The 24,372-nt window shown below is 64.9% G+C and carries 7 protein-coding genes and 6 rRNA genes; 2 read left to right on the plus strand and 11 right to left on the minus strand.

Going from position 1 to position 24,372, the window contains the following annotated elements; genetic code table 11:
- Positions 1 to 73: 73 nt before the first annotated feature.
- Positions 74 to 598 carry an acetolactate synthase small subunit gene (gene ilvN / locus EDD32_RS00485; protein WP_123913664.1) on the minus strand — a complete coding sequence of 175 codons (525 nt, stop codon included), beginning with the start codon at positions 596 to 598 and terminating at the stop codon, positions 74 to 76.
- Between the two features lie 13 nt (positions 599 to 611).
- A complete protein-coding gene (locus EDD32_RS00490; protein WP_123913666.1) occupies positions 612 to 2,468 on the minus strand; it encodes an acetolactate synthase large subunit in 1,857 nt (618 codons plus the stop codon).
- A 495-nt stretch (positions 2,469 to 2,963) separates the two neighbouring features.
- Between EDD32_RS00490 and EDD32_RS00495 the strand changes: the two genes are divergently transcribed.
- Positions 2,964 to 4,544 (plus strand): aspartate:alanine exchanger family transporter, encoded by a 1,581-nt coding sequence (locus tag EDD32_RS00495; RefSeq protein ID WP_123913668.1) that lies wholly within the window; start codon positions 2,964 to 2,966, stop codon positions 4,542 to 4,544.
- A gap of 208 nt (positions 4,545 to 4,752) precedes the next feature.
- Here the strand turns inward: EDD32_RS00495 and rrf (EDD32_RS00500) are convergent.
- From rrf (EDD32_RS00500) to ilvD, 4 genes are all read right to left on the minus strand, one after another.
- Positions 4,753 to 4,869 (minus strand): 5S ribosomal RNA (gene rrf, locus EDD32_RS00500).
- 140 nt (positions 4,870 to 5,009) lie between these two features.
- A 23S ribosomal RNA gene (locus EDD32_RS00505) occupies positions 5,010 to 8,125 on the minus strand.
- Positions 8,126 to 8,421: 296 nt separating this feature from the next.
- A 16S ribosomal RNA gene (locus tag EDD32_RS00510) occupies positions 8,422 to 9,945 on the minus strand.
- Together the 16S, 23S and 5S rRNA genes form the textbook arrangement of a ribosomal RNA operon.
- Before the next feature lie 706 nt (positions 9,946 to 10,651).
- Positions 10,652 to 12,358 carry a dihydroxy-acid dehydratase gene (gene ilvD, locus EDD32_RS00515; RefSeq protein ID WP_123913670.1) on the minus strand — a complete coding sequence of 569 codons (1,707 nt, stop codon included), beginning with the start codon at positions 12,356 to 12,358 and terminating at the stop codon, positions 10,652 to 10,654.
- 261 nt (positions 12,359 to 12,619) lie between these two features.
- On the opposite strand from ilvD, the gene EDD32_RS00520 reads away from it, so the two are divergent.
- Positions 12,620 to 14,284: an IS1634 family transposase gene (locus EDD32_RS00520; RefSeq protein ID WP_123913672.1), complete on the plus strand. Its 1,665-nt coding sequence runs from the start codon at positions 12,620 to 12,622 to the stop codon at positions 14,282 to 14,284.
- Positions 14,285 to 14,604: 320 nt separating this feature from the next.
- Here EDD32_RS00520 and rrf (EDD32_RS00525) read toward each other — a convergent pair.
- From rrf (EDD32_RS00525) to glcF, 5 genes are all read right to left on the minus strand, one after another.
- Positions 14,605 to 14,721, minus strand: a 5S ribosomal RNA gene (gene rrf, locus EDD32_RS00525).
- Between the two features lie 140 nt (positions 14,722 to 14,861).
- Positions 14,862 to 17,977 (minus strand): 23S ribosomal RNA (locus tag EDD32_RS00530).
- Positions 17,978 to 18,272: 295 nt separating this feature from the next.
- Positions 18,273 to 19,796: ribosomal RNA gene (locus tag EDD32_RS00535) — 16S ribosomal RNA — on the minus strand.
- 839 nt (positions 19,797 to 20,635) lie between these two features.
- The gene (locus tag EDD32_RS00540; RefSeq protein ID WP_123913674.1) at positions 20,636 to 22,453 is read right to left on the minus strand and encodes an L-lactate permease; all 1,818 of its coding nucleotides are present in this window, start codon (positions 22,451 to 22,453) and stop codon (positions 20,636 to 20,638) included.
- Positions 22,454 to 22,867: 414 nt separating this feature from the next.
- Positions 22,868 to 24,361, minus strand: coding sequence for a glycolate oxidase subunit GlcF (gene glcF / locus EDD32_RS00545; protein ID WP_454778679.1), 1,494 nt, complete (start codon positions 24,359 to 24,361; stop codon positions 22,868 to 22,870).
- Between the last annotated feature and the right edge of the window lie 11 nt (positions 24,362 to 24,372).

Raw genomic sequence — 24,372 nt, forward strand, 5'->3', positions numbered from 1 at the left:
TTCTCCTTCTCGGTTGGAATGTGCTCGCGCCTGCGGCGCGGGACGGCTGGGTCGTGCAGTCAAGGGTGGCAGGTCACGCGGTCCGGACGGCCCGCTCCACCGCCCGGTCGGTCATCGAGCGCGACCCCCGGGCGATGGCGACAGCGCCGGACTGGACGATCTCACGGATGCCGTGCGGCTCGAGGGCGGTGAGCAGGGCGCGGATCTTGCCGTCGCCACCGGTCGCCTCGATCGTCACGGCGTCGGGAGCGACGTCGACGACGTGCGCGCGGAAGAGCTCGACGACCTGCAGGACGGCAGTGCGGGAGGCGTCGTCGGCGCGCACCTTGACCAGGAGGAGCTCGCGCTGGACGGAGGAGTCCGGCTCGAGCTCGACGATCTTGAGCACGTTGACGAGCTTGTTGAGCTGCTTGGTCACCTGCTCCAGCGGCAGCTCGGCGGCGTCGACGACGACGGTGATCCGGGAGATCTCCGGGTGCTCGGTCGGCCCCACCGCCAGGGAGTGGATGTTGAAGGCGCGTCGGGCGAACAGGGCCGCGACGCGGGTGAGCACGCCGGGCTTGTTCTCGACGAGGACCGAGAGGGTGTGCTTGCTCATGGGTGGCTCCTGCTCACTCGTCGCGGTCCCACGCGGGGGTGATGCCCCGCGCGTACTGGATGTCGTCGTTGCCGACGCCGGCGGCCACCATCGGCCAGACCATCGCGTCGCGGCTGACGACGAAGTCGATGACGACCGGGGCGTCGTTGATCTCCATCGCCTTGCGGATGGTGTCGTCGATGTCCGCGGCGGACTCGCACCGCAGGCCGACGCAGCCGTAGGCCTCCGCGAGCTTGACGAAGTCGGGGATGTGCTTGGTCTCGTGCCCGGTGTGCAGGTCGGTGTGCGAGTAGCGGCCCTCGTAGAAGAGGGTCTGCCACTGCCGCACCATCCCCAGCGAGGAGTTGTTGATGAGGGCCACCTTGATGGGGATGCCCTCGAGGGCGCAGGTCGCCAGCTCCTGGTTGGTCATCTGGAAGCAGCCGTCGCCGTCGATGGCCCACACCGTCGCGTCGGGCCGGGCCGCCTTCGCCCCCATCGCCGCGGGGATCGCGTAGCCCATGGTGCCCAGCCCACCGGAGTTGAGCCACGTGCGCGGGTTCTCGTAGCTGATGAACTGGGCCGCCCACATCTGGTGCTGCCCCACGCCGGAGGCGTAGATGGCGTCCGGGCCCGCGATCTCGCCCAGCCGGGAGATGACGTGCTGGGGCGCGATGAGGCCGTCCTCGGTGGGGGTCCAGCCCAGGGGGTAGCGCTCGCGCAGCTCGTCGAGCTGCTGCCACCACCGGCCCAGCTCGGGTCGGCCGTACTGCACGTGGGCTGCCGCGAGCTCGCTGACGAGCTCGGTCGCGACCTCCTTGAGGTCACCCACGATCGGCACGTCGGCCGTGCGGTTCTTGGAGATCTCCGCGGGGTCGATGTCGGCGTGGACGATCTTCGCCCGGGGGGCGAAGCTGTCCAGCCGGCCCGTCACGCGGTCGTCGAAGCGGGCGCCGAGGGCGACGATGAGGTCGGCCATCTGCAGGGCCGCGACGGCCGGGACCGTGCCGTGCATGCCGGGCATGCCCAGGTTCTGCTGGTGGGAGTCCGGCACCGCGCCGCGTGCCATGAGCGTCGTGACCACCGGCGCGCCGGAGAGGTTGACGAGCTCGAGCAGCTCCGGCGACGCGTTCGCCCGGATGGCTCCGCCACCGACGTAGAGCACGGGCCGGCTGGCCGTGGCCAGGAGCCGGGCGGCCTCGCGGACCTGCCGGGCGTGCGGCTTGGTGACGGGGTGGTACCCGGGCAGGTCCATCTGCGGCGGCCAGACGAACGTCGAGGCTGCCACCTGGGCCGACTTGGCGATGTCGACGAGCACCGGACCGGGCCGGCCCGTGGACGCGATGTGGAACGCCTCGGCGATGCGTGCGGGGATCTCGTCGGCGTCGGTGACGAGGAAGGAGTGCTTCGTCACGGGCATCGTCGCCCCGACGATGTCGGCCTCCTGGAACGCGTCCGTGCCGATCATCGCGGCACCGACCTGGCCGGTGATCGCGACGACGGGCACGGAGTCCATGTTGGCGTCGGCGAGCGCCGTGATGAGGTTGGTGGCCCCGGGGCCGGAGGTCGCCATGCAGACGCCGACCTTGCCCGTGGCCGCCGCGTAACCCGTGGCCGCGTGGCCGGCTCCCTGCTCGTGCCGCACGAGGATGTGGCGCAGACGCGTGGAGTCGTACAGCGGGTCGTACGTGGGCAGGATCGCGCCGCCCGGCATCCCGAAGATGGTGTCGACGCCGAGCTCCTCGAGGGCGCGGACGATGTTGCGAGCACCGGTAGAGGGCTCGGAGATCCGCTCGCGCTCGGGCGGGGCGACGACCGGGGCCGGACGGACGGGGACCGTTGCGGTCGTGGCTGCGGGACGCGGGGGCGCCGGGTGCGGTGCCTTGGCCATCATGAGCCTCCTGGGGGCGGTACTGCATCGAGGGTGGTGCTCGGGTCCTGCCGCGGACATGAAAAAACCCCTCGCCCCCGTCCGCGGGGGTGCCGAGGGGCGCGCGCAGCGTCGTCGTCAGCGACGGGCTGCGCGCCCGGGAACTACTACGAGGTGGTGCATGGCACACACCATAGCCCGGACCGCGCCCGCGGTCACGCCACACCGCAGTTGTCTCATATGGTGGATCACGGAGCCAGATGGTGGACGGTTGTTCACCGCTCCGGTATCACCGCGGGGACGCCGCGCGCAGGCCGCGACCGGCCTTGGGGTCATCGCATGACCGCTCACCGGGCGGCGTCGCCGCGCGCCGGTGGCGTCCCCGACCGGCTGGGTCGGCGCGCCGGCCGACGGGCCTGAGTGGCGATCGGCACACCGCGTTTGTGACCTCCGCCCACTGCCCGTCCCGGCTGCACGGCACTAGGTTGCGTCTAGGACCGACCCCGGGGAGCCGACATGCAGGCAGTCTTCACGACCCTCGCAGAGCAGCCGCTGCTGCTCCTCTTCGGAGTGCTGGGGGTCGGAGCCGTCATCGGCCGGATCTCCGTCCGGGGCATCTCGCTCGGTGCGGCCGCGGTGCTCTTCAGCGCCATCGGGGTCACGGCGTGGGCCGACTCCTACGGCACGGCGGTGGAGATACCGGAGGTGGTGGGGTTCCTCGGCCTGGCGGTCTTCGCCTTCGTCACCGGCATCACCTCGGGTCCCAACTTCTTCCACACCCTGCGCACCGCCTGGCCGGTGATGCTTGCCGTCGCTGCCGTCCTCGTCGCGGGAGCCGCCACGGCGGTGGGCCTGGGCCGCGGCCTCGGCCTCGGCGCCGAGACGATCGCCGGGACCTTCGCGGGCGCGCTCACCAACACCCCCGCCCTCGCCGCGGCGGGCGGGACACCGGCGGCCACGGTGGGCTACGCCGTCTCCTACCTGTTCGGCGTGCTCGGCATGCTGGCCCTGACCACGCTCGCCCTGCGCTCCAGCGCCACCGACACCGACGCCCCGGCACCGGTCGTCGACGTCACCCTGCGGGTGGACACGGAGGCTGAGCCCACCGTCGCCGACCTGCGCAGCAGGCACGGTGGCCAGCTGCTCTTCTCCCGGATCCGACGGGAGGAGACCGGACCCGCCGAGAGCGTGCCGGACGACACCGTGCTCCACGCGGGCGACGTCATCACCGTCGTCGGGCCGACCACCGAGATCGAGACGCTCACCGCCGAGCTCGGCCACCGCTCCTCCCACGACCTCATGCTCGACCGCTCGCACCTGGACTTCCGGCGGATGACGGTCTCCGACCCTCGCCTCGCCGGCCGGACGGTCGGCCAGCTGGGCCTCGAGACCAGGTTCCACGCGACAGTCGCGAGGGTGCGGCGCGGGGATGTCGACATGGTGGCAACCCCCGACCTCGTCGTCCAGATGGGCGACCGGGTCCGGGTGGTCGCGCCGACCACGCGGATGAACGAGGTCACGCGGTACTTCGGGGACTCCGCGCGTGGCCTCTCGGACATCAACCCCGCGGCGTTCGGCCTCGGTCTGCTCGTCGGCCTCCTCCTCGGTGAGATCCCGATCCCCGTCCCCGGCGGTGGGACGTTCTCGATCGGCGCTGCGGCAGGCACCCTCATCGTCGGCCTGGTCATGGGACGCATCGGCCGGATCGGTCGGGTCGTGACCGCTCTGCCCTACACCGCTTCCATGGTGCTCTCCGAGTTCGGGCTGCTGGTCTTCCTCGCCTACGCCGGGACCAAGGCCGGCTCGCTCATCACCGACGCCTTCACCTCCGGCGACGTGGTCGCCATCTTCGTCCTCGGACTCGCGACCACGCTCGTGGTCGGCGTCGGGACCTTCACCGTCCTGCGTTGGGGCTTCCACAGCGGCGGCACCCGCCTTGCGGGGATCCTCGGGGGGACGCAGACACAGCCGGCGCTCCTCGCCTACGCCAACGGTCGTACCGGCCACGACCCCCGGGTCGCGCTCGGATACGCCCTCGTCTACCCCACCGCCATGGTGGTCAAGATCCTCCTCGCACAGGTCCTCGGCGGGCTCTGACGCGACTTCACCGAGTGATCGGGTGAACTCCGGTCTGGAGACTCGTCGCCGAGCCCGGCCGCGCGCACAACGGTCGAGCAAGCCTGCCCTCGGGCACGACGGTCGCCGAGGCGAGCCTGCCCTGTGGAGAACAGACTCCCGGCGACCGTCCCTGGGTCAGGAATGCAGAAAGGCCACACCCTTTCGGGTGTGGCCTTTCCACAATGGTGTTCGGCGGTGTCCTACTCTCCCACACAGTCTCCCGTGCAGTACCATCGGCGCTGAGGGGCTTAGCTTCCGGGTTCGGAATGGGACCGGGCGTTTCCCCCTCGCTATGACCGCCGTAACTCTGTCGAGTTGTCGCAACCGTTCCGTCACCCCGTGACCACCAGCTGGCCCCCGTGTGGGGGTGTGGTGGGTGGGGTGCCGGGGTGCGTTACCCGGGAACCGTACAGTGGACGCAAGCAGCTGTTTGATGCTTTGTGTTGTGGCAAGTTGTCGGCCAATTAGTACCGGTCAGCTTCACGAGTCGTTAGTCCTCGCTTCCACATCCGGCCTATCAACCCAGTGGTCTGCTGGGGGCCTTCCCAGGACAAGCCTGGTGGAAACCTCATCTTGAAGCAGGCTTCCCGCTTAGATGCTTTCAGCGGTTATCCCTCCCGAACGTAGCCAACCAGCCGTGCTCCTGGCGGAACAACTGGCACACCAGAGGTTCGTCCGTCCCGGTCCTCTCGTACTAGGGACAGCCCTTCTCAAGTTTCCTGCGCGCGCAGCGGATAGGGACCGAACTGTCTCACGACGTTCTAAACCCAGCTCGCGTACCGCTTTAATGGGCGAACAGCCCAACCCTTGGGACCTACTCCAGCCCCAGGATGCGACGAGCCGACATCGAGGTGCCAAACCATGCCGTCGATATGGACTCTTGGGCAAGATCAGCCTGTTATCCCCGGGGTACCTTTTATCCGTTGAGCGACGGCGCTTCCACAAGCCACCGCCGGATCACTAGTTCCGACTTTCGTCCCTGCTCGACCTGTCAGTCTCACAGTCAAGCTCCCTTGTGCACTTGCACTCGACACCTGATTGCCAACCAGGCTGAGGGAACCTTTGAGCGCCTCCGTTACATTTTAGGAGGCAACCGCCCCAGTTAAACTACCCACCAGGCACTGTCCCTGGTCCGGATCACGGACCGAGGTTAGATGTGCAGTACGACCAGAGTGGTATTTCAACGATGACTCCACACTCACTGGCGTGAATGCTTCACAGTCTCCCACCTATCCTACACAAGCCGTACCGAACACCAATACCAAGCTATAGTAAAGGTCCCGGGGTCTTTCCGTCCTGCTGCGCGTAACGAGCATCTTTACTCGTAGTGCAATTTCGCCGAGTTCGCGGTTGAGACAGCGGAGAAGTCGTTACGCCATTCGTGCAGGTCGGAACTTACCCGACAAGGAATTTCGCTACCTTAGGATGGTTATAGTTACCACCGCCGTTTACTGGGGCTTAAATTCTGAGCTTCGCCTTGCGGCTGACCCGTCCTCTTAACCTTCCAGCACCGGGCAGGCGTCAGTCCGTATACATCGTCTTGCGACTTCGCACGGACCTGTGTTTTTAGTAAACAGTCGCTTCTCCCTGGTCTCTGCGGCCCTCAAAGGCTAGCCAGCAAGTGGCTTCACCCCTCAGGCCCCCCTTCTCCCGAAGTTACGGGGGCATTTTGCCGAGTTCCTTAACCACGATTCTCTCGATCGCCTTGGTATACTCTACCTGACCACCTGAGTCGGTTTAGGGTACGGGCGGCTAGTCCCTCGCGTCGAGGCTTTTCTAGGCAGCATAGGATCACCCTACTTCCCCCCTACGGGGTCACTATCGGATCTGAGGCTCATATGGGGTGCGGATTTGCCTGCACCCCGCCCTGCATCCTTAGACGTGCATTGCCATTAAGCACGCGGTGGCTACCTGTCTGCGTCACCCCTGTTAACACGCTTACCTACTACCGGATCGGGTCCCACGCGCCCTCGCCGCCCGGCCCGAAGGCCAGAAGACAAGTTTGGGTGGTCAGCATCACCGGGCTCGGTATGGTCGGTCCTTCGCCGGTACGGGAATATCAACCCGTTGTCCATCGACTACGCCTGTCGGCCTCGCCTTAGGTCCCGACTTACCCAGGGCGGATTAGCCTGGCCCTGGAACCCTTGGTCATTCGGCGGACGGGTTTCTCACCCGTCATTCGCTACTCATGCCTGCATTCTCACTCGTGTGGGATCCACCACTGGGTCACCCCGCAGCTTCACCTCCCACACGACGCTCCCCTACCCATCCACGCCCCTGAACACCCATCAAGTAGGTGCTGGGGTATGCGTGAATGCCACAGCTTCGGCGGTGTGCTTGAGCCCCGCTACATTGTCGGCGCAGAATCACTTGACCAGTGAGCTATTACGCACTCTTTCAAGGGTGGCTGCTTCTAAGCCAACCTCCTGGTTGTCTGTGCAACTCCACATCCTTTCCCACTTAGCACACGCTTGGGGGCCTTAGCTGGTGGTCTGGGCTGTTTCCCTCTCGACTACGAAGCTTATCCCCCGCAGTCTCACTGCCATGCTCTCACTTACCGGCATTCGGAGTTTGGTTGACGTCAGTAACCTTGTAGGGCCCATCGGCCATCCAGTAGCTCTACCTCCGGCAAGAAACACATGACGCTGCACCTAAATGCATTTCGGGGAGAACCAGCTATCACGGAGTTTGATTGGCCTTTCACCCCTACCCACAGGTCATCCCCTCAGTTTTCAACCTAAGTGGGTTCGGTCCTCCACGCGGTCTTACCCGCGCTTCAACCTGCCCATGGGTAGATCACTCCGCTTCGGGTCTAGAGCACGCGACTAAAGACGCCCTATTCGGACTCGCTTTCGCTACGGCTTCCCCACACGGGTTAACCTCGCCACATGCCACTAACTCGCAGGCTCATTCTTCAAAAGGCACGCCGTCACCCCAACCATGGAGGCTCCGACGGATTGTAAGCATCCGGTTTCAGGTACTATTTCACTCCCCTCCCGGGGTACTTTTCACCTTTCCCTCACGGTACTAGTCCGCTATCGGTCACCAGGTAGTATTTAGGCTTACCAAGTGGTCTTGGCAGATTCACACGGGATTTCACGGGCCCCGTGCTACTCGGGATACCTCCAAGGAGGCCGCGATGTTTCGTCTACGGGGGTCTCACCCACTACGCCCGGCCTTCCCAGACCGTTCGACTACACCACGACTTTCTCACTCCACACCGCCCCGGCAGAGACGGTAAGCAGGTCCCACGACCCCGAAGGTGCAACGCCCGCCGGCTATCACACACCCCCGGTTTAGCCTCATCCGCTTTCGCTCGCCACTACTCACGGAATATCTCTTCCTGTGGGTACTGAGATGTTTCACTTCCCCACGTTCCCCCCACACGCCCTATATATTCAGGCGCGGGTAACCAGACATGACTCTGGCCGGGTTTCCCCATTCGGACACCCTCGGATCACAGCTCGTTTGCCAGCTCCCCGAGGCTTATCGCAGGCTACAACGTCCTTCTTCGGCTCCTGGTGCCAAGGCATCCACCGAATGCTCTTAAAAACTTGCCACAAAAGATCAAAGATGCTCGCGTCCACTGTACAGTTCTCAAACAACGCACCAACACCCGCCCGAACCCCCCAACCAACACGGGGGACCGGACCAGGAATGGTCACCAGAAGGCCAGCCACCACACCCACCGGCACAACCGGTCGGCGCGGGCCTGTTCCCTCAGGACCCAACAGCATGCACAAGTCCTTGACGTTCCACCCGTGAGCGAACTGCCCGGTGAACACTCGCCACCGACAGCAGCCACAAACACCCACCCCCCCGAACAGGGACGCGGATGCGCTGTGAAGCTCCTTAGAAAGGAGGTGATCCAGCCGCACCTTCCGGTACGGCTACCTTGTTACGACTTCGTCCCAATCGCCAGTCCCACCTTCGACGGCTCCCCCCTACAAGAGGTTGGGCCACCGGCTTCGGGTGTTACCGACTTTCGTGACGTGACGGGCGGTGTGTACAAGGCCCGAGAACGTATTCACCGCAGCGTTGCTGATCTGCGATTACTAGCGACTCCGACTTCATGGGGTCGAGTTGCAGACCCCAATCCGAACTGAGACCGGCTTTTTGGGATTCGCTCCACCTCACGGCATCGCAACCCTTTGTACCGGCCATTGTAGCATGCGTGAAGCCCAAGACATAAGGGGCATGATGATTTGACGTCATCCCCACCTTCCTCCGAGTTGACCCCGGCAGTCTCCCATGAGTCCCCGGCATAACCCGCTGGCAACACAGGACAAGGGTTGCGCTCGTTGCGGGACTTAACCCAACATCTCACGACACGAGCTGACGACAACCATGCACCACCTGTACACCGACCTTGCGGGGCACCCATCTCTGGATGTTTCCGGTGTATGTCAAGCCTTGGTAAGGTTCTTCGCGTTGCATCGAATTAATCCGCATGCTCCGCCGCTTGTGCGGGCCCCCGTCAATTCCTTTGAGTTTTAGCCTTGCGGCCGTACTCCCCAGGCGGGGCACTTAATGCGTTAGCTGCGGCACGGAACCCGTGGAATGGGTCCCACACCTAGTGCCCAACGTTTACGGCATGGACTACCAGGGTATCTAATCCTGTTCGCTCCCCATGCTTTCGCTCCTCAGCGTCAGTAACGGCCCAGAGACCCGCCTTCGCCACCGGTGTTCCTCCTGATATCTGCGCATTCCACCGCTACACCAGGAATTCCAGTCTCCCCTACCGCACTCTAGTCTGCCCGTACCCACTGCAGGCGCGAGGTTAAGCCTCGCGTTTTCACAGCAGACGCGACAAACCGCCTACGAGCTCTTTACGCCCAATAATTCCGGACAACGCTTGCGCCCTACGTATTACCGCGGCTGCTGGCACGTAGTTAGCCGGCGCTTCTTCTGCAGGTACCGTCAACCCGAAGGCCTTCTTCCCTACTGAAAGAGGTTTACAACCCGAAGGCCGTCATCCCTCACGCGGCGTCGCTGCATCAGGCTTGCGCCCATTGTGCAATATTCCCCACTGCTGCCTCCCGTAGGAGTCTGGGCCGTGTCTCAGTCCCAGTGTGGCCGGTCACCCTCTCAGGCCGGCTACCCGTCGTCGCCTTGGTAGGCCATCACCCCACCAACAAGCTGATAGGCCGCGAGCCCATCCCCAACCGATAAATCTTTCCACACACCACCATGCGATAGCGCGTCATATCCGGTATTAGCCACGGTTTCCCGCGGTTATCCCGAAGTCAGGGGCAGGTTGCTCACGTGTTACTCACCCGTTCGCCACTAATCCACCAGCAAGCTGGCATCATCGTTCGACTTGCATGTGTTAAGCACGCCGCCAGCGTTCGTCCTGAGCCAGGATCAAACTCTCCGTTAAAAAACACTCGCCAAACCACACCCAAAAGCGCGGCCGACAAACCATACGAAGAGCACACCCCCAACCCACCAAAGCAGGCCAAGAGCAAACCCATGACTACACACACCCAGACCCAACCGGGGGCCAGGACCAGGCGCGATAACCAAAACAAAACAAAGACCCCAGACACCACAACCAACCCCCCCACCCACAAAAAGCAGGAAGACCAGCCACGACACCCAGAATCAAATGGCATCAAAAACTTGGCACACTGTTGAGTTCTCAAGAAACAGACACACACCACCCAGACCCGAAACAACCCCCGGACCCGAACTGGGGCAACCTCTCTAACTTATACCCCCCACCGCACCCAGTCAACTTCACCAGTCTCCCAGCTCCATCGACCGAACCACGCCGGCCAGGCACCCCACCAACGACCGCAGCACAACACCACGAACCGAAGAGGGAAAGTCCCGCGGGAACGGCCACCATCACGGTGTCCGTACCTCCCTGGCGGGACTCAGAAATATTAAGCAGCCCCCACCCCCACCGTCAAACCCACCCACCATGGCCTACACCACACCCCCACCACCCAGCCGCCACACGCCACCCGACCGCCCCCCCACACCACCCGAACGAGGCGAGCGGGAGTGCGACAGCGCCCCACCCGAGTCGGGTGGGGCGCTGGGGAGGTGCGTCGGCGACGGCCGGGGCCGGCGTCGCGTCCCTACTCGAGGATCGCTCCCCGGGAGGCCGAGCGGACGAGCTTGGTGTACTTGCCGAGGACGCCCTTGGTGTACCGGGGCGGCAGCGGCTGCCAGCCGTCGCGGCGACGGGACAGCTCGGCGTCGTCGACGAGAAGCTCGAGGCGACCACCGGCGACGTCGAGCCGGATCTGGTCGCCGTCCTGGATGAACGCGATGGGACCGCCGTCGACCGCCTCGGGGGCGATGTGTCCCACGCACAGACCGGTGGTGCCACCCGAGAACCGGCCGTCCGTGAGCAGCAGGACGTCCTTGCCGAGGCCGGCGCCCTTGATGGCGCCGGTGATCGCGAGCATCTCGCGCATGCCCGGCCCACCCTTGGGCCCCTCGTACCGGATCACGACAACGTCCCCATGACCGATCGTGCCGTTCTCGAGCGCGTCCATCGCAGCCCGTTCGCGGTCGAACACGCGCGCGCTGCCCTCGAAGACGTCGGACTCGAAGCCGGCCGACTTCACGACGGCGCCCTCGGGAGCGAGCGAGCCGTGGAGGATCGTGATGCCACCGGTCGGGGCGATCGGGGTCGACGCCGCGCGGAGCACCTTCCCGTCCGGTGCGGGCGGGTCGAGCTTCTCGAGGTTCTCCGCCACGGTCTGGCCCGTGACCGTCATGCAGTCACCGTCGAGGAGGCCGGCGTCGAGCAGCGACCTCATGACCACCTGGATGCCACCCACCCGGTCCACGTCGTTCATGACGTAACGGCCGTAGGGCTTGAGGTCGGCGAGGTGGGGCACCTTGGCGCCGATGCGCCGGAAGTCGTCGAGGGTGAGGTCGACGTCCGCCTCGTGGGCGACGGCCAAGAGGTGGAGAACCGCGTTCGTCGAACCGCCGAAGGCCTGGACCACCGCGATGGCGTTCTCGAACGCTGCCTTCGTCATGATGTCGTGGGAGGTGATGCCCTGCCGGAGCAGCTCCACCACGGCCTCCCCGGCCCGTCGGGCGGCGGCGTCGCGGCGCCGGTCGGCCGACGGCGGGCTGGCCGAACCGGGGATCGACATGCCGATCGCCTCGGCGACCGTCGCCATGGTGTTCGCCGTGTAGTAGCCACCACAGGCACCCTCACCGGGACAGATCGCGCGCTCGATCCGCTCGAGGTCCTCGGTGCTCATGAGGCCGCGGGAGCAGGCTCCGACCGCCTCGAACGCATCGATGATGGTCACGTCCTTCTCGGTGCCGTCCGAGAGCTTGACCCATCCCGGCATGATGGTGCCGGCGTAAATGAAGACGCTCGCCAGGTCGAGCCGCGCCGCTGCCATGAGCATGCCGGGAAGCGACTTGTCACAGCCGGCGAGCAGGACCGATCCATCGAGGCGCTCCGCCTGCATGACGGTCTCGACGGAGTCGGCGATCACGTCCCGCGAGACCAGCGAGAAGTGCATCCCCTCGTGCCCCATCGAGATCCCGTCAGAGACCGAGATGGTCCCGAACTGGAGGGGATACCCGCCACCTGCGTGGACACCGTCCTTCGCGGCCTGCGCCAGCCGGTCGAGGGAGAGGTTGCAAGGAGTGATCTCGTTCCAGGAGCTCGCGACGCCGATCTGGGGCTTGGCGAAGTCCTCGTCACCCATACCCACCGCTCGAAGCATGCCGCGCGCGGCGGTGGCCTCGATGCCATCCGTGACCGTGCGGCTACGGGGCTTGATGTCCGGGCCGGTAGCTGTGTCATCCATGCGACTGAGTCTAGAGCGACCCGCTTCCCCCGCTGCGCATGTGGTCGAGCGTCGGACACCGGCACGGGCTAACCGGCGCGGCGCCCTTCGGCGCGTGGGCGCGATCAAGGCCCGGGCTGGCATCGGTGTCCGCTGGGCGTGACGTCCGACCTGAGTTTGGTCACCGCGTCGCGCTGCGGGATCGCGTAGTTCGTTGACCTGCGGTGATGGGAGCGTGGGAGGCGGTTCTGAGGCACTAATTGGTGCTCTACCGTGGGGTTTGTGGCGTGGATCCGGCGGGTGCGGACGGCCTCGGGGGCGACGGCCGTGCAGATCGCTGAGTCCGTTGGGGGTCGTCGGCGGATCGTCGTGCACGTCGGGTCGGCGCATACCGAGGCCGAGCTCGGGCTGCTCGTCGAGCGGGCGCGGGAGCTGCTGGACGACCCGGGCCAGGACCAGCTCGACCTCGGCCTCGAGCCGGCGGCGCCCAGAACGACGCTGATCGGCCGGCCCGGAGTGGCGGCTCTCTTCGGCGAGCCGGGCTCCCCGGTACAGGAGCGGCGGGGACCGGTCGCACCGCCCCGGGTGGTGGCGACCTCCTCTCGGGTGCTCTACGACGCACTCGCCGCGGTGTTCACCGATCTGGGGTTCGACGCCCTGGGCGATGAGGTGTTCCGGGACCTGGTGATCGCCCGGATCGTGGAGCCGACCTCGATCCTGGACACCGCCCGGGTGCTGACCGACCTCGGCGTGAGGCCGGCGAGTGAGAAGACGATGCGCCGCACCCTGGCCCGGGCCGCGGCCGGCGAGGGGCCCGGCGCCTACCGGGACAAGGTCGCCGCGTTGTGCTTCACCCACGCGGTGACCAGCGGTGACGTCTCGCTGTGCTTGTACGACGTGACGACGTTGTACTTCGAGGCGGAGAAGGAGGACGACCTGCGCAAGGTCGGCTACTCCAAGGAACGCCGCGTCGACCCGCAGATCGTCGTCGGCCTGCTCGTCGACCGGCACGGGTTCCCGCTCGAGATCGGCTGCTACGAGGGCAACCAGGCCGAGACCGCCACGATCGTGCCGATCGTCAAGCAGTTCCAGGACCGGCACGGCGTCGAGGACATGGTCGTCGTCGCCGACGCCGGGATGCTCTCGGCGGGCAACCTGGCCGCTCTGGAGGAGGCGAACCTGCGCTTCATCGTCGGCTCCCGGGTGACCAAGGCACCGCTGGACCTGGCCTCGCACTTCCGCTGGCACGGGGACGCGTTCACCGACGCCCAGGTCATCGACACCCTCACGCCCCGGACCGGGCGGCACCGCAGCGAGAACAACGAAGCGGTCAAGGTCGAGCCGATCTGGGACCGTGACCGCCACCCTGGGTCGTGGCGGGCGGTCTGGGCCTACTCGGCCAAGCGGGCGGCGCGGGACGGGAAGACGTTGACGTTGCAGGAGAACCGGGCCCGCGCGGTCATCGCCGGGGAGAAGGCCACCCGGACCCCGCGGTTCGTCAAGACCACCGGTGACGCGCGCAGCCTGGACGAGGCCGCCCTCGCCAGGGCGCGGCGCCTGGTCGGGCTCAAGGGCTACGTCACGAACATCCCCGCCCGGCTGATGCCCGCGGGTGAGGTCATCGGGTCGTACCACGAGCTCTGGCACGTCGAGCAGTCGTTTCGGATGTCCAAGACCGATCTGGCCGCCCGGCCCATGTTCGTTCGAACCCGGGACGCGATCGAGGCCCACCTGACCATCGTGTTCACCGCACTGGCCGTCTCCCGCGAGGTCCAGGCCCGCTCTGGGCTCGCGATCCGCAACGTCATCCGCCAGCTCCGGCCGCTGCGCTCAGCGACCATCACGGCCAACGGCGCCACCCAAACCATCCCGCCGCACATCGACCCCGACCGACGGACCATCATCGACGCCCTCACGACCGGGAAAACTCAGGCACTAAGCGAATGACCGAACTCAGGGGCCGGTAGCTGTGTCATCCATGCGACTGAGTCTAGAGCGACCCGCTTCCCCCGCTGCGCATGTGGTCGAGCGTCGGACACCGGCACGGGCTAACCGGCGCGGCGCCCTTCGGCGCGTGGGCGCGATCAAGGCCCGGGCTGGCATCGGTGTCCGCTGGGCGTGACGTCCGAGAAGGAGGGACGCCTGGGAGGGGGTCGGGGGGCGCAGGCGGGAGTGCATCAAGGGCCGGCCCGTTCGGGCGTGGCCAGCTCATGGGTCGGGAATGCAGAAAGGCCACACCCTTTCGGGTGTGGCCTTTCCACAATGGTGTTCGGCGGTGTCCTACTCTCCCACACAGTCTCCCGTGCAGTACCATCGGCGCTGAGGGGCTTAGCTTCCGGGTTCGGAATGGGACCGGGCGTTTCCCCCTCGCTATGACCGCCGTAACTCTGTCGAGTTGTCGCAACCGTTCCGTCACCCCGTGACCACCAGCTGGCCCCCGTGTGGGGGTGTGGTGGGTGGGGTGCCGGGGTGCGTTACCCGGGAACCGTACAGTGGACGCAAGCAGCTGTTTGATGCTTTGTGTTGTGGCAAGTTGTCGGCCAATTAGTACCGGTCAGCTTCACGAGTCGTTAGTCCTCGCTTCCACATCCGGCCTATCAACCCAGTGGTCTGCTGGGGGCCTTCCCAGGACAAGCCTGGTGGAAACCTCATCTTGAAGCAGGCTTCCCGCTTAGATGCTTTCAGCGGTTATCCCTCCCGAACGTAGCCAACCAGCCGTGCTCCTGGCGGAACAACTGGCACACCAGAGGTTCGTCCGTCCCGGTCCTCTCGTACTAGGGACAGCCCTTCTCAAGTTTCCTGCGCGCGCAGCGGATAGGGACCGAACTGTCTCACGACGTTCTAAACCCAGCTCGCGTACCGCTTTAATGGGCGAACAGCCCAACCCTTGGGACCTACTCCAGCCCCAGGATGCGACGAGCCGACATCGAGGTGCCAAACCATGCCGTCGATATGGACTCTTGGGCAAGATCAGCCTGTTATCCCCGGGGTACCTTTTATCCGTTGAGCGACGGCGCTTCCACAAGCCACCGCCGGATCACTAGTTCCGACTTTCGTCCCTGCTCGACCTGTCAGTCTCACAGTCAAGCTCCCTTGTGCACTTGCACTCGACACCTGATTGCCAACCAGGCTGAGGGAACCTTTGAGCGCCTCCGTTACATTTTAGGAGGCAACCGCCCCAGTTAAACTACCCACCAGGCACTGTCCCTGGTCCGGATCACGGACCGAGGTTAGATGTGCAGTACGACCAGAGTGGTATTTCAACGATGACTCCACACTCACTGGCGTGAATGCTTCACAGTCTCCCACCTATCCTACACAAGCCGTACCGAACACCAATACCAAGCTATAGTAAAGGTCCCGGGGTCTTTCCGTCCTGCTGCGCGTAACGAGCATCTTTACTCGTAGTGCAATTTCGCCGAGTTCGCGGTTGAGACAGCGGAGAAGTCGTTACGCCATTCGTGCAGGTCGGAACTTACCCGACAAGGAATTTCGCTACCTTAGGATGGTTATAGTTACCACCGCCGTTTACTGGGGCTTAAATTCTGAGCTTCGCCTTGCGGCTGACCCGTCCTCTTAACCTTCCAGCACCGGGCAGGCGTCAGTCCGTATACATCGTCTTGCGACTTCGCACGGACCTGTGTTTTTAGTAAACAGTCGCTTCTCCCTGGTCTCTGCGGCCCTCAAAGGCTAGCCAGCAAGTGGCTTCACCCCTCAGGCCCCCCTTCTCCCGAAGTTACGGGGGCATTTTGCCGAGTTCCTTAACCACGATTCTCTCGATCGCCTTGGTATACTCTACCTGACCACCTGAGTCGGTTTAGGGTACGGGCGGCTAGTCCCTCGCGTCGAGGCTTTTCTAGGCAGCATAGGATCACCCTACTTCCCCCCTACGGGGTCACTATCGGATCTGAGGCTCATATGGGGTGCGGATTTGCCTGCACCCCGCCCTGCATCCTTAGACGTGCATTGCCATTAAGCACGCGGTGGCTACCTGTCTGCGTCACCCCTGTTAACACGCTTACCTACTACCGGATCGGGTCCCACGCGCCCTCGCCGCCCGGCCCGAAGGCCAGAAGACAAGTTTGGGTGGTCAGCATCACCGGGCTCGGTATGGTCGGTCCTTCGCCGGTACGGGAATATCAACCCGTTGTCCATCGACTACGCCTGTCGGCCTCGCCTTAGGTCCCGACTTACCCAGGGCGGATTAGCCTGGCCCTGGAACCCTTGGTCATTCGGCGGACGGGTTTCTCACCCGTCATTCGCTACTCATGCCTGCATTCTCACTCGTGTGGGATCCACCACTGGGTCACCCCGCAGCTTCACCTCCCACACGACGCTCCCCTACCCATCCACGCCCCTGAACACCCATCAAGTAGGTGCTGGGGTATGCGTGAATGCCACAGCTTCGGCGGTGTGCTTGAGCCCCGCTACATTGTCGGCGCAGAATCACTTGACCAGTGAGCTATTACGCACTCTTTCAAGGGTGGCTGCTTCTAAGCCAACCTCCTGGTTGTCTGTGCAACTCCACATCCTTTCCCACTTAGCACACGCTTGGGGGCCTTAGCTGGTGGTCTGGGCTGTTTCCCTCTCGACTACGAAGCTTATCCCCCGCAGTCTCACTGCCATGCTCTCACTTACCGGCATTCGGAGTTTGGTTGACGTCAGTAACCTTGTAGGGCCCATCGGCCATCCAGTAGCTCTACCTCCGGCAAGAAACACATGACGCTGCACCTAAATGCATTTCGGGGAGAACCAGCTATCACGGAGTTTGATTGGCCTTTCACCCCTACCCACAGGTCATCCCCTCAGTTTTCAACCTAAGTGGGTTCGGTCCTCCACGCGGTCTTACCCGCGCTTCAACCTGCCCATGGGTAGATCACTCCGCTTCGGGTCTAGAGCACGCGACTAAAGACGCCCTATTCGGACTCGCTTTCGCTACGGCTTCCCCACACGGGTTAACCTCGCCACATGCCACTAACTCGCAGGCTCATTCTTCAAAAGGCACGCCGTCACCCCAACCATGGAGGCTCCGACGGATTGTAAGCATCCGGTTTCAGGTACTATTTCACTCCCCTCCCGGGGTACTTTTCACCTTTCCCTCACGGTACTAGTCCGCTATCGGTCACCAGGTAGTATTTAGGCTTACCAAGTGGTCTTGGCAGATTCACACGGGATTTCACGGGCCCCGTGCTACTCGGGATACCTCCAAGGAGGCCGCGATGTTTCGTCTACGGGGGTCTCACCCACTACGCCCGGCCTTCCCAGACCGTTCGACTACACCACGACTTTCTCACTCCACACCGCCCCGGCAGAGACGGTAAGCAGGTCCCACGACCCCGAAGGTGCAACGCCCGCCGGCTATCACACACCCCCGGTTTAGCCTCATCCGCTTTCGCTCGCCACTACTCACGGAATATCTCTTCCTGTGGGTACTGAGATGTTTCACTTCCCCACGTTCCCCCCACACGCCCTATATATTCAGGCGCGGGTAACCAGACATGACTCTGGCCGGGTTTCCCCATTCGGACACCCTCGGATCACAGCTCGTTTGCCAGCTCCCCGAGGCTTATCGCAGGCTACAACGTCCTTCTTCGGCTCCTGGTGCCAAGGCATCCACCGAATGCTCTTAAAAACTTGCCACAAAAGATCAAAGATGCTCGCGTCCACTGTACAGTTCTCAAACAACGCACCAACACCCGCCCGAACCCCCCAACCAACACGGGGGACCGGACCAGGAATGGTCACCAGAAGGCCAGCCACCACACCCACCGGCACAACCGGTCGGCGCGGGCCTGTTCCCTCAGGACCCAACAGCATGCACAAGTCCTTGACGTTCCACCCGTGAGCGAACTGCCCGGTGAACACTCGCCACCGACAGCAGCCACAAACACCCACCCCCCGAACAGGGACGCGGATGCGCTGTGAAGCTCCTTAGAAAGGAGGTGATCCAGCCGCACCTTCCGGTACGGCTACCTTGTTACGACTTCGTCCCAATCGCCAGTCCCACCTTCGACGGCTCCCCCCTACAAGAGGTTGGGCCACCGGCTTCGGGTGTTACCGACTTTCGTGACGTGACGGGCGGTGTGTACAAGGCCCGAGAACGTATTCACCGCAGCGTTGCTGATCTGCGATTACTAGCGACTCCGACTTCATGGGGTCGAGTTGCAGACCCCAATCCGAACTGAGACCGGCTTTTTGGGATTCGCTCCACCTCACGGCATCGCAACCCTTTGTACCGGCCATTGTAGCATGCGTGAAGCCCAAGACATAAGGGGCATGATGATTTGACGTCATCCCCACCTTCCTCCGAGTTGACCCCGGCAGTCTCCCATGAGTCCCCGGCATAACCCGCTGGCAACACAGGACAAGGGTTGCGCTCGTTGCGGGACTTAACCCAACATCTCACGACACGAGCTGACGACAACCATGCACCACCTGTACACCGACCTTGCGGGGCACCCATCTCTGGATGTTTCCGGTGTATGTCAAGCCTTGGTAAGGTTCTTCGCGTTGCATCGAATTAATCCGCATGCTCCGCCGCTTGTGCGGGCCCCCGTCAATTCCTTTGAGTTTTAGCCTTGCGGCCGTACTCCCCAGGCGGGGCACTTAATGCGTTAGCTGCGGCACGGAACCCGTGGAATGGGTCCCACACCTAGTGCCCAACGTTTACGGCATGGACTACCAGGGTATCTAATCCTGTTCGCTCCCCATGCTTTCGCTCCTCAGCGTCAGTAACGGCCCAGAGACCCGCCTTCGCCACCGGTGTTCCTCCTGATATCTGCGCATTCCACCGCTACACCAGGAATTCCAGTCTCCCCTACCGCACTCTAGTCTGCCCGTACCCACTGCAGGCGCGAGGTTAAGCCTCGCGTTTTCACAGCAGACGCGACAAACCGCCTACGAGCTCTTTACGCCCAATAATTCCGGACAACGCTTGCGCCCTACGTATTACCGCGGCTGCTGGCACGTAGTTAGCCGGCGCTTCTTCTGCAGGTACCGTCAACCCGAAGGCCTTCTTCCCTACTGAAAGAGGTTTACAACCCGAAGGCCGTCATCCCTCACGCGGCGTCGCTGCATCAGGCTTGCGCCCATTGTGCAATATTCCCCACTGCTGCCTCCCGTAGGAGTCTGGGCCGTGTCTCAGTCCCAGTGTGGCCGGTCACCCTCTCAGGCCGGCTACCCGTCGTCGCCTTGGTAGGCCATCACCCCACCAACAAGCTGATAGGCCGCGAGCCCATCCCCAACCGATAAATCTTTCCACACACCACCATGCGATAGCGCGTCATATCCGGTATTAGCCACGGTTTCCCGCGGTTATCCCGAAGTCAGGGGCAGGTTGCTCACGTGTTACTCACCCGTTCGCCACTAATCCACCAGCAAGCTGGCATCATCGTTCGACTTGCATGTGTTAAGCACGCCGCCAGCGTTCGTCCTGAGCCAGGATCAAACTCTCCGTTAAAAAACACTCGCCAAACCACACCCAAAAGCGCGGCCGACAAACCATACGAAGAGCACACCCCCAACCCACCAAAGCAGGCCAAGAGCAAACCCATGACTACACACACCCAGACCCAACCGGGGGCCAGGACCAGGCGCGATAACCAAAACAAAACAAAGACCCCAGACACCACAACCAACCCCCCCACCCACAAAAAGCAGGAAGACCAGCCACGACACCCAGAATCAAATGGCATCAAAAACTTGGCACACTGTTGAGTTCTCAAGAAACAGACACACACCACCCAGACCCGAAACAACCCTCGGACCCGAACTGGGGCAACCTCTCTAACTTATACCCCCCACCGCACCCAGTCAACTTCACCAGTCTCCCAGCTCCATCGACCGAACCACGCCGGCCAGGCACCCCACCAACGACCGCAGCACAACACCACGAACCGAAGAGGGAAAGTCCCGCGGGAACGGCCACCATCACGGTGTCCGTACCTCCCTGGCGGGACTCAGAAATATTAAGCAGCCCCCACCCCCACCGTCAAACCCACCCACCATGGCCTACACCACACCCCCACCACCCAGCCGCCACACGCCACCCGACCGCCCCCCCCACACCACCCGAACGAGGCGAGCGAGTCGTGGCGCCACTTCCCGAGCACCGGCAGACGTCGCCCGTGACGCCGGTGGTCGCGGTGTCCCGCACCCGTGGAGCTGGCTTCGCGTGGACCGAGCACGAGTCGACCTCCGGTGGGCCGGCGGATGAGGTCCGGTCCGCAACGACGCGACCCCCCGGCCGGGGGGTCGCGTCGTCGGTCGAGCAGCCGGCCGTGAGGCGGCCGGACGGGGTCAGATCTTCGCGAGCTGCAGCTCCTTGTTGTCGACCTGCGGGGCGGTCCAGAGCTTCCGCGCGACGACAGCGAGGACGAGGTAGACCGCGACGAAGAGGACGAGGCCGATGTTGAGGCCGATCCCGAAGATCCACATGTACGCGATGGCACCTGCGGCCAGCACGTAGTAGGTCATGGGGATGATGGTCTTGCGGATGAGGTCGCCCTCGCGGCCGAGGAGGCCCACCGTGGCTGCGGCGGCCACGATGTTGTGGATGGCGACCATGTTGCCGGCCGCGCCACCGACGGCCTGGGCGGCCACGACGGTCTCGGGGCTGGACGCCCCGATCCCCTCACCGGTGGAGAACTGGAACAGCGAGAACATCATGTTCGACACCGTGTTCGACCCCGCGACGAACGCGCCGAGCGCGCCGATGGTCGGGGCGATGACGGGCCAGTTCTGCCCCATCAGATCCGCAGCGCCCTCGGCGAGCGTGAGCGGCATGGAGTTGTACCCCGAGTCGTTGAAGTTGGTCCCGGAGTTGATGAAGATCCGGACGAGCGGCAGGGCCGTCAGCAGCGCGAAGGCCGCCCCGAGCAGCTGGCCGCTGGCGACCTTCCAGGACGCGGCGATCTTCTTGCTGTTCATCCGGTGCAGCACGTAGGTGATGAGGATCGCGAGCAGGAAGATGGCGCCCGGGGAGTACAGCAGGTCCATGTTCTGCGAGATGCCCGAGCCGAAGATGTCCTGGACCTTGATGACCGCCGGACCCGTGAGGAACGCCTTGACGGCGGGGATGTTGCGGGTGATGAGGAGCAGCGCGGCGACGATGACGTAGGGCGCCCACGCCCGGGTCATCGACATCCGCTTGGTGAGGTGCGACGCCTCCTCAAGGGGGTCCACGGTTCCCATCCACCGGGGGCTCCACCGCTCCCGCGGCGGGAAGTCCCAGACGTCCTTGGGCATGAGGAAGCCCTTGGACGAGGTGTACATGACCACGACCAGGCCGATGAACCCCCCGAGCATGGAGGGGAACTCCGGGCCCAGCAGGTAGGCGACCGCCAGGTAGGGCAGGATCATGGCCAGCGCGGCGTAGAGCGCAAAGGGGGCCACGGCGAGGCCGGCTCGGAAGTCGCGCTTCTCGCCGAAGAAGCCGGTCATGAGCGTCACCATGAAGAGCGGGACGAGCAGGCCCACGATGGCGTGGATCGTGGCCACCTGGGTGGCCGTGTGCGCGATGAACTCGCTCTGGTCCAGGCCGAGAGCCCCCGCACGTGCGGCGGCGTTCTCGACGAGGGTGCCGTCGGTGCCCGACAGGCCCGTGCCGATGCCGACGTTCATCGGCGTCCCGACGGCGCCGAAGCTCACCGGGGTGGACTGGATGATCAGACCCGCCATGACCGCCGCCATGGCCGGGAAGCCCAGCGCGAGCAGCAGGGGCGAGACGACGGCGGCCGGCGTGCCGAAGCCGGCGGCGCCCTCGATGAAGGAGCCGAAGAGCCAGGCGATGATGATGACCTGGATGCGACGGTCCGCACTGATCCGGGTGAAGCCGGCCCGGATGGTGTCCAGGGCTCCGCTCTTGGTGATGGTCTCGAGCAGCAGCAGCGCCCCGAACACGATCCAGAGCAGCCCGATGGCGATGAGGACGCCCTGCACCGTCGAGGCGGCGATGGCGTTCCAGCTCATCTGCCAGACCGCCGCGGCGATGATCACCACGGCCACGAGGCCGACCGGCATGGCGTACTTGGCCGGCCAGCGGAATCCGATGAGGAGCGTGCCGACGATGATGATCGGCAACGCTGCGAGTAGTGCCAGTACAGCTAGGTTGTCCACGAGCCCTCCCAGGGACCGGCACCCTCGCCGGTCATGTCCGTGAATTTCACGATACGGAAACTATGGTTCACGTACCGGAGTAACGACAGGACAGTAGTCCGCATCACACCGCGAGGGCAATACCCCAGACGAGTTCCGATAACAAGGGTCGCAGGGCTGCCCGCGTCAACCAGGACGAGTCGGGCGGGGAGGGGGAGAACGTTGCGGCGGGCGGCGGACGGCTGCCCCCGCAAGCGCGCCGGTGCAGGGGTGCCCCCGGCGGGCGCACGCCGAGGGCGAGCCAGGGGGCACGCCAGAGCCACCCGGCTCGCCAGGAAGGGCGAGAACGCGGGCACGCCGAGGAGCGGCGCCGCTCACGCGACGCCGCTCAGGCCAGGGTCGGCGCTCAGGGTGCCGATCCGCTCTGGGCCGGGATCAGCCGCACCCACCTGCGCCGCAGGCGCACGTCCCGCACCCGCCGCCCGCCGCGTCCGCGGCGGCCGGGACCGCCTCCGGCGCGGGTCCCGCGCCGAACCGGCCCACCTTCGGCCGGGTCGGGTCCTTGCGCGGCGGGTTCTCCAGGAGTGTCTGGACCGGCAGCCCGCGCAGCGACGCGTCGAGCACGAGGATCATGTGCGCCGTCGCCATGTGCTTGCCCTGGCGCCCGAGGGCGTCGGTGATCTGCAGCAGGCACCCGGGGTTGGACGTCACGAGCAGCTCGGCCTGGGTGGCCGCGACGTTCGTCGCCTTGCGGTCGCCCAGCTCGCGGGCCGGTTCGGGACGCACGAGATTGTAGATGCCGGCAGACCCGCAGCACAGGTCGCCGTCGGCGATCTCCTTGAGCGACAGCCCGGGGATCCCGCGAAGGAGCTGACGGGGCTGCGCCCGCACCCCCTGGGCGTGCGAGAGGTGGCACGCGTCGTGGTAGGCGATCGTGACGGGCAACGGGTGCCGCTGCGCGACCGGACCGAGCTCGACGAGGATCTCGGAGATGTCGCGGACCTTGTCCGAGAACGCCCGCGCACGCTCGGCGTAGGCGGGGTCGTCCGCGAGGAGGTGCGCGTAGTCCTTCATGGTCGAGCCGCAGCCCGCGGAGTTGACCACGATGCGCTCGACGCCGGCGTCGCTGAACGCGTCGATGAGGGCACGGGCGTACCGCAGGCCCTCCTCCTCGCGCCCGGCGTGGACGGACAGCGCCCCGCAGCACTCCTGCGCGGGCGGGGTGACGACGTCACAGCCCTCGAGGTTGAGCACCCGCACCGTGGCGGCGTTGACCCCGGGGTAGAACTCGCGCTGGACGCAGCCGAGCAGCATCCCCACGGTCATCCGGCGGGGCCCCTTGGCGGGCATGACCTCCGGGATGCGCACCTGGCGCTGCACGGGCGGGGCGATGGCCTCCATCGTGGCCAGCGTCGGGGAGATCCGCTCCAGGACGCCCGAGCCGCGGACGAGCCTGGACAGCCCGCTGCGCTGGTACAGGGCCAGCGGTCCGCGCATGAGCCGGAGCCGGTCCGGCCGGGGGAACAGCGCGAAGATCGCCTCGCGGACGGCCCGCTCCCCCACCGAACGGTGCTGCGAGCCGCGCCGCTGCACCTGCTGGCGCGTGGCCTCGATGAGCTTGTCGTACTGCACGCCCGAGGGGCAGGCCGTCACGCACGCCATGCACCCGAGGCAGTTGTCGATGTGCTCGACCATCGACGGGCTCATCGGCTCGCCCTCGAGCCCCTCCTTCATGAGGTAGATGCGCCCACGCGGGGAGTCCATCTCCTCGCCCCACAGGTTGTAGGTGGGGCAGGCCGGCAGACAGAACCCGCAGTGCACGCAGTCGTCGATGAGCTCGCGAGCGGGCGGGTGGTGGTCGTCGAAGGCGGCGAGCCCCAGCACGTCCGGCAGCGTCGTGCCCGACTGCGCCGGCTCCGCCGACCCCATGGTCCCCTTCG

Source organism: Georgenia muralis (genome assembly GCF_003814705.1).
GTDB classification, from domain to species: Bacteria; Actinomycetota; Actinomycetes; order Actinomycetales; family Actinomycetaceae; genus Georgenia; species Georgenia muralis.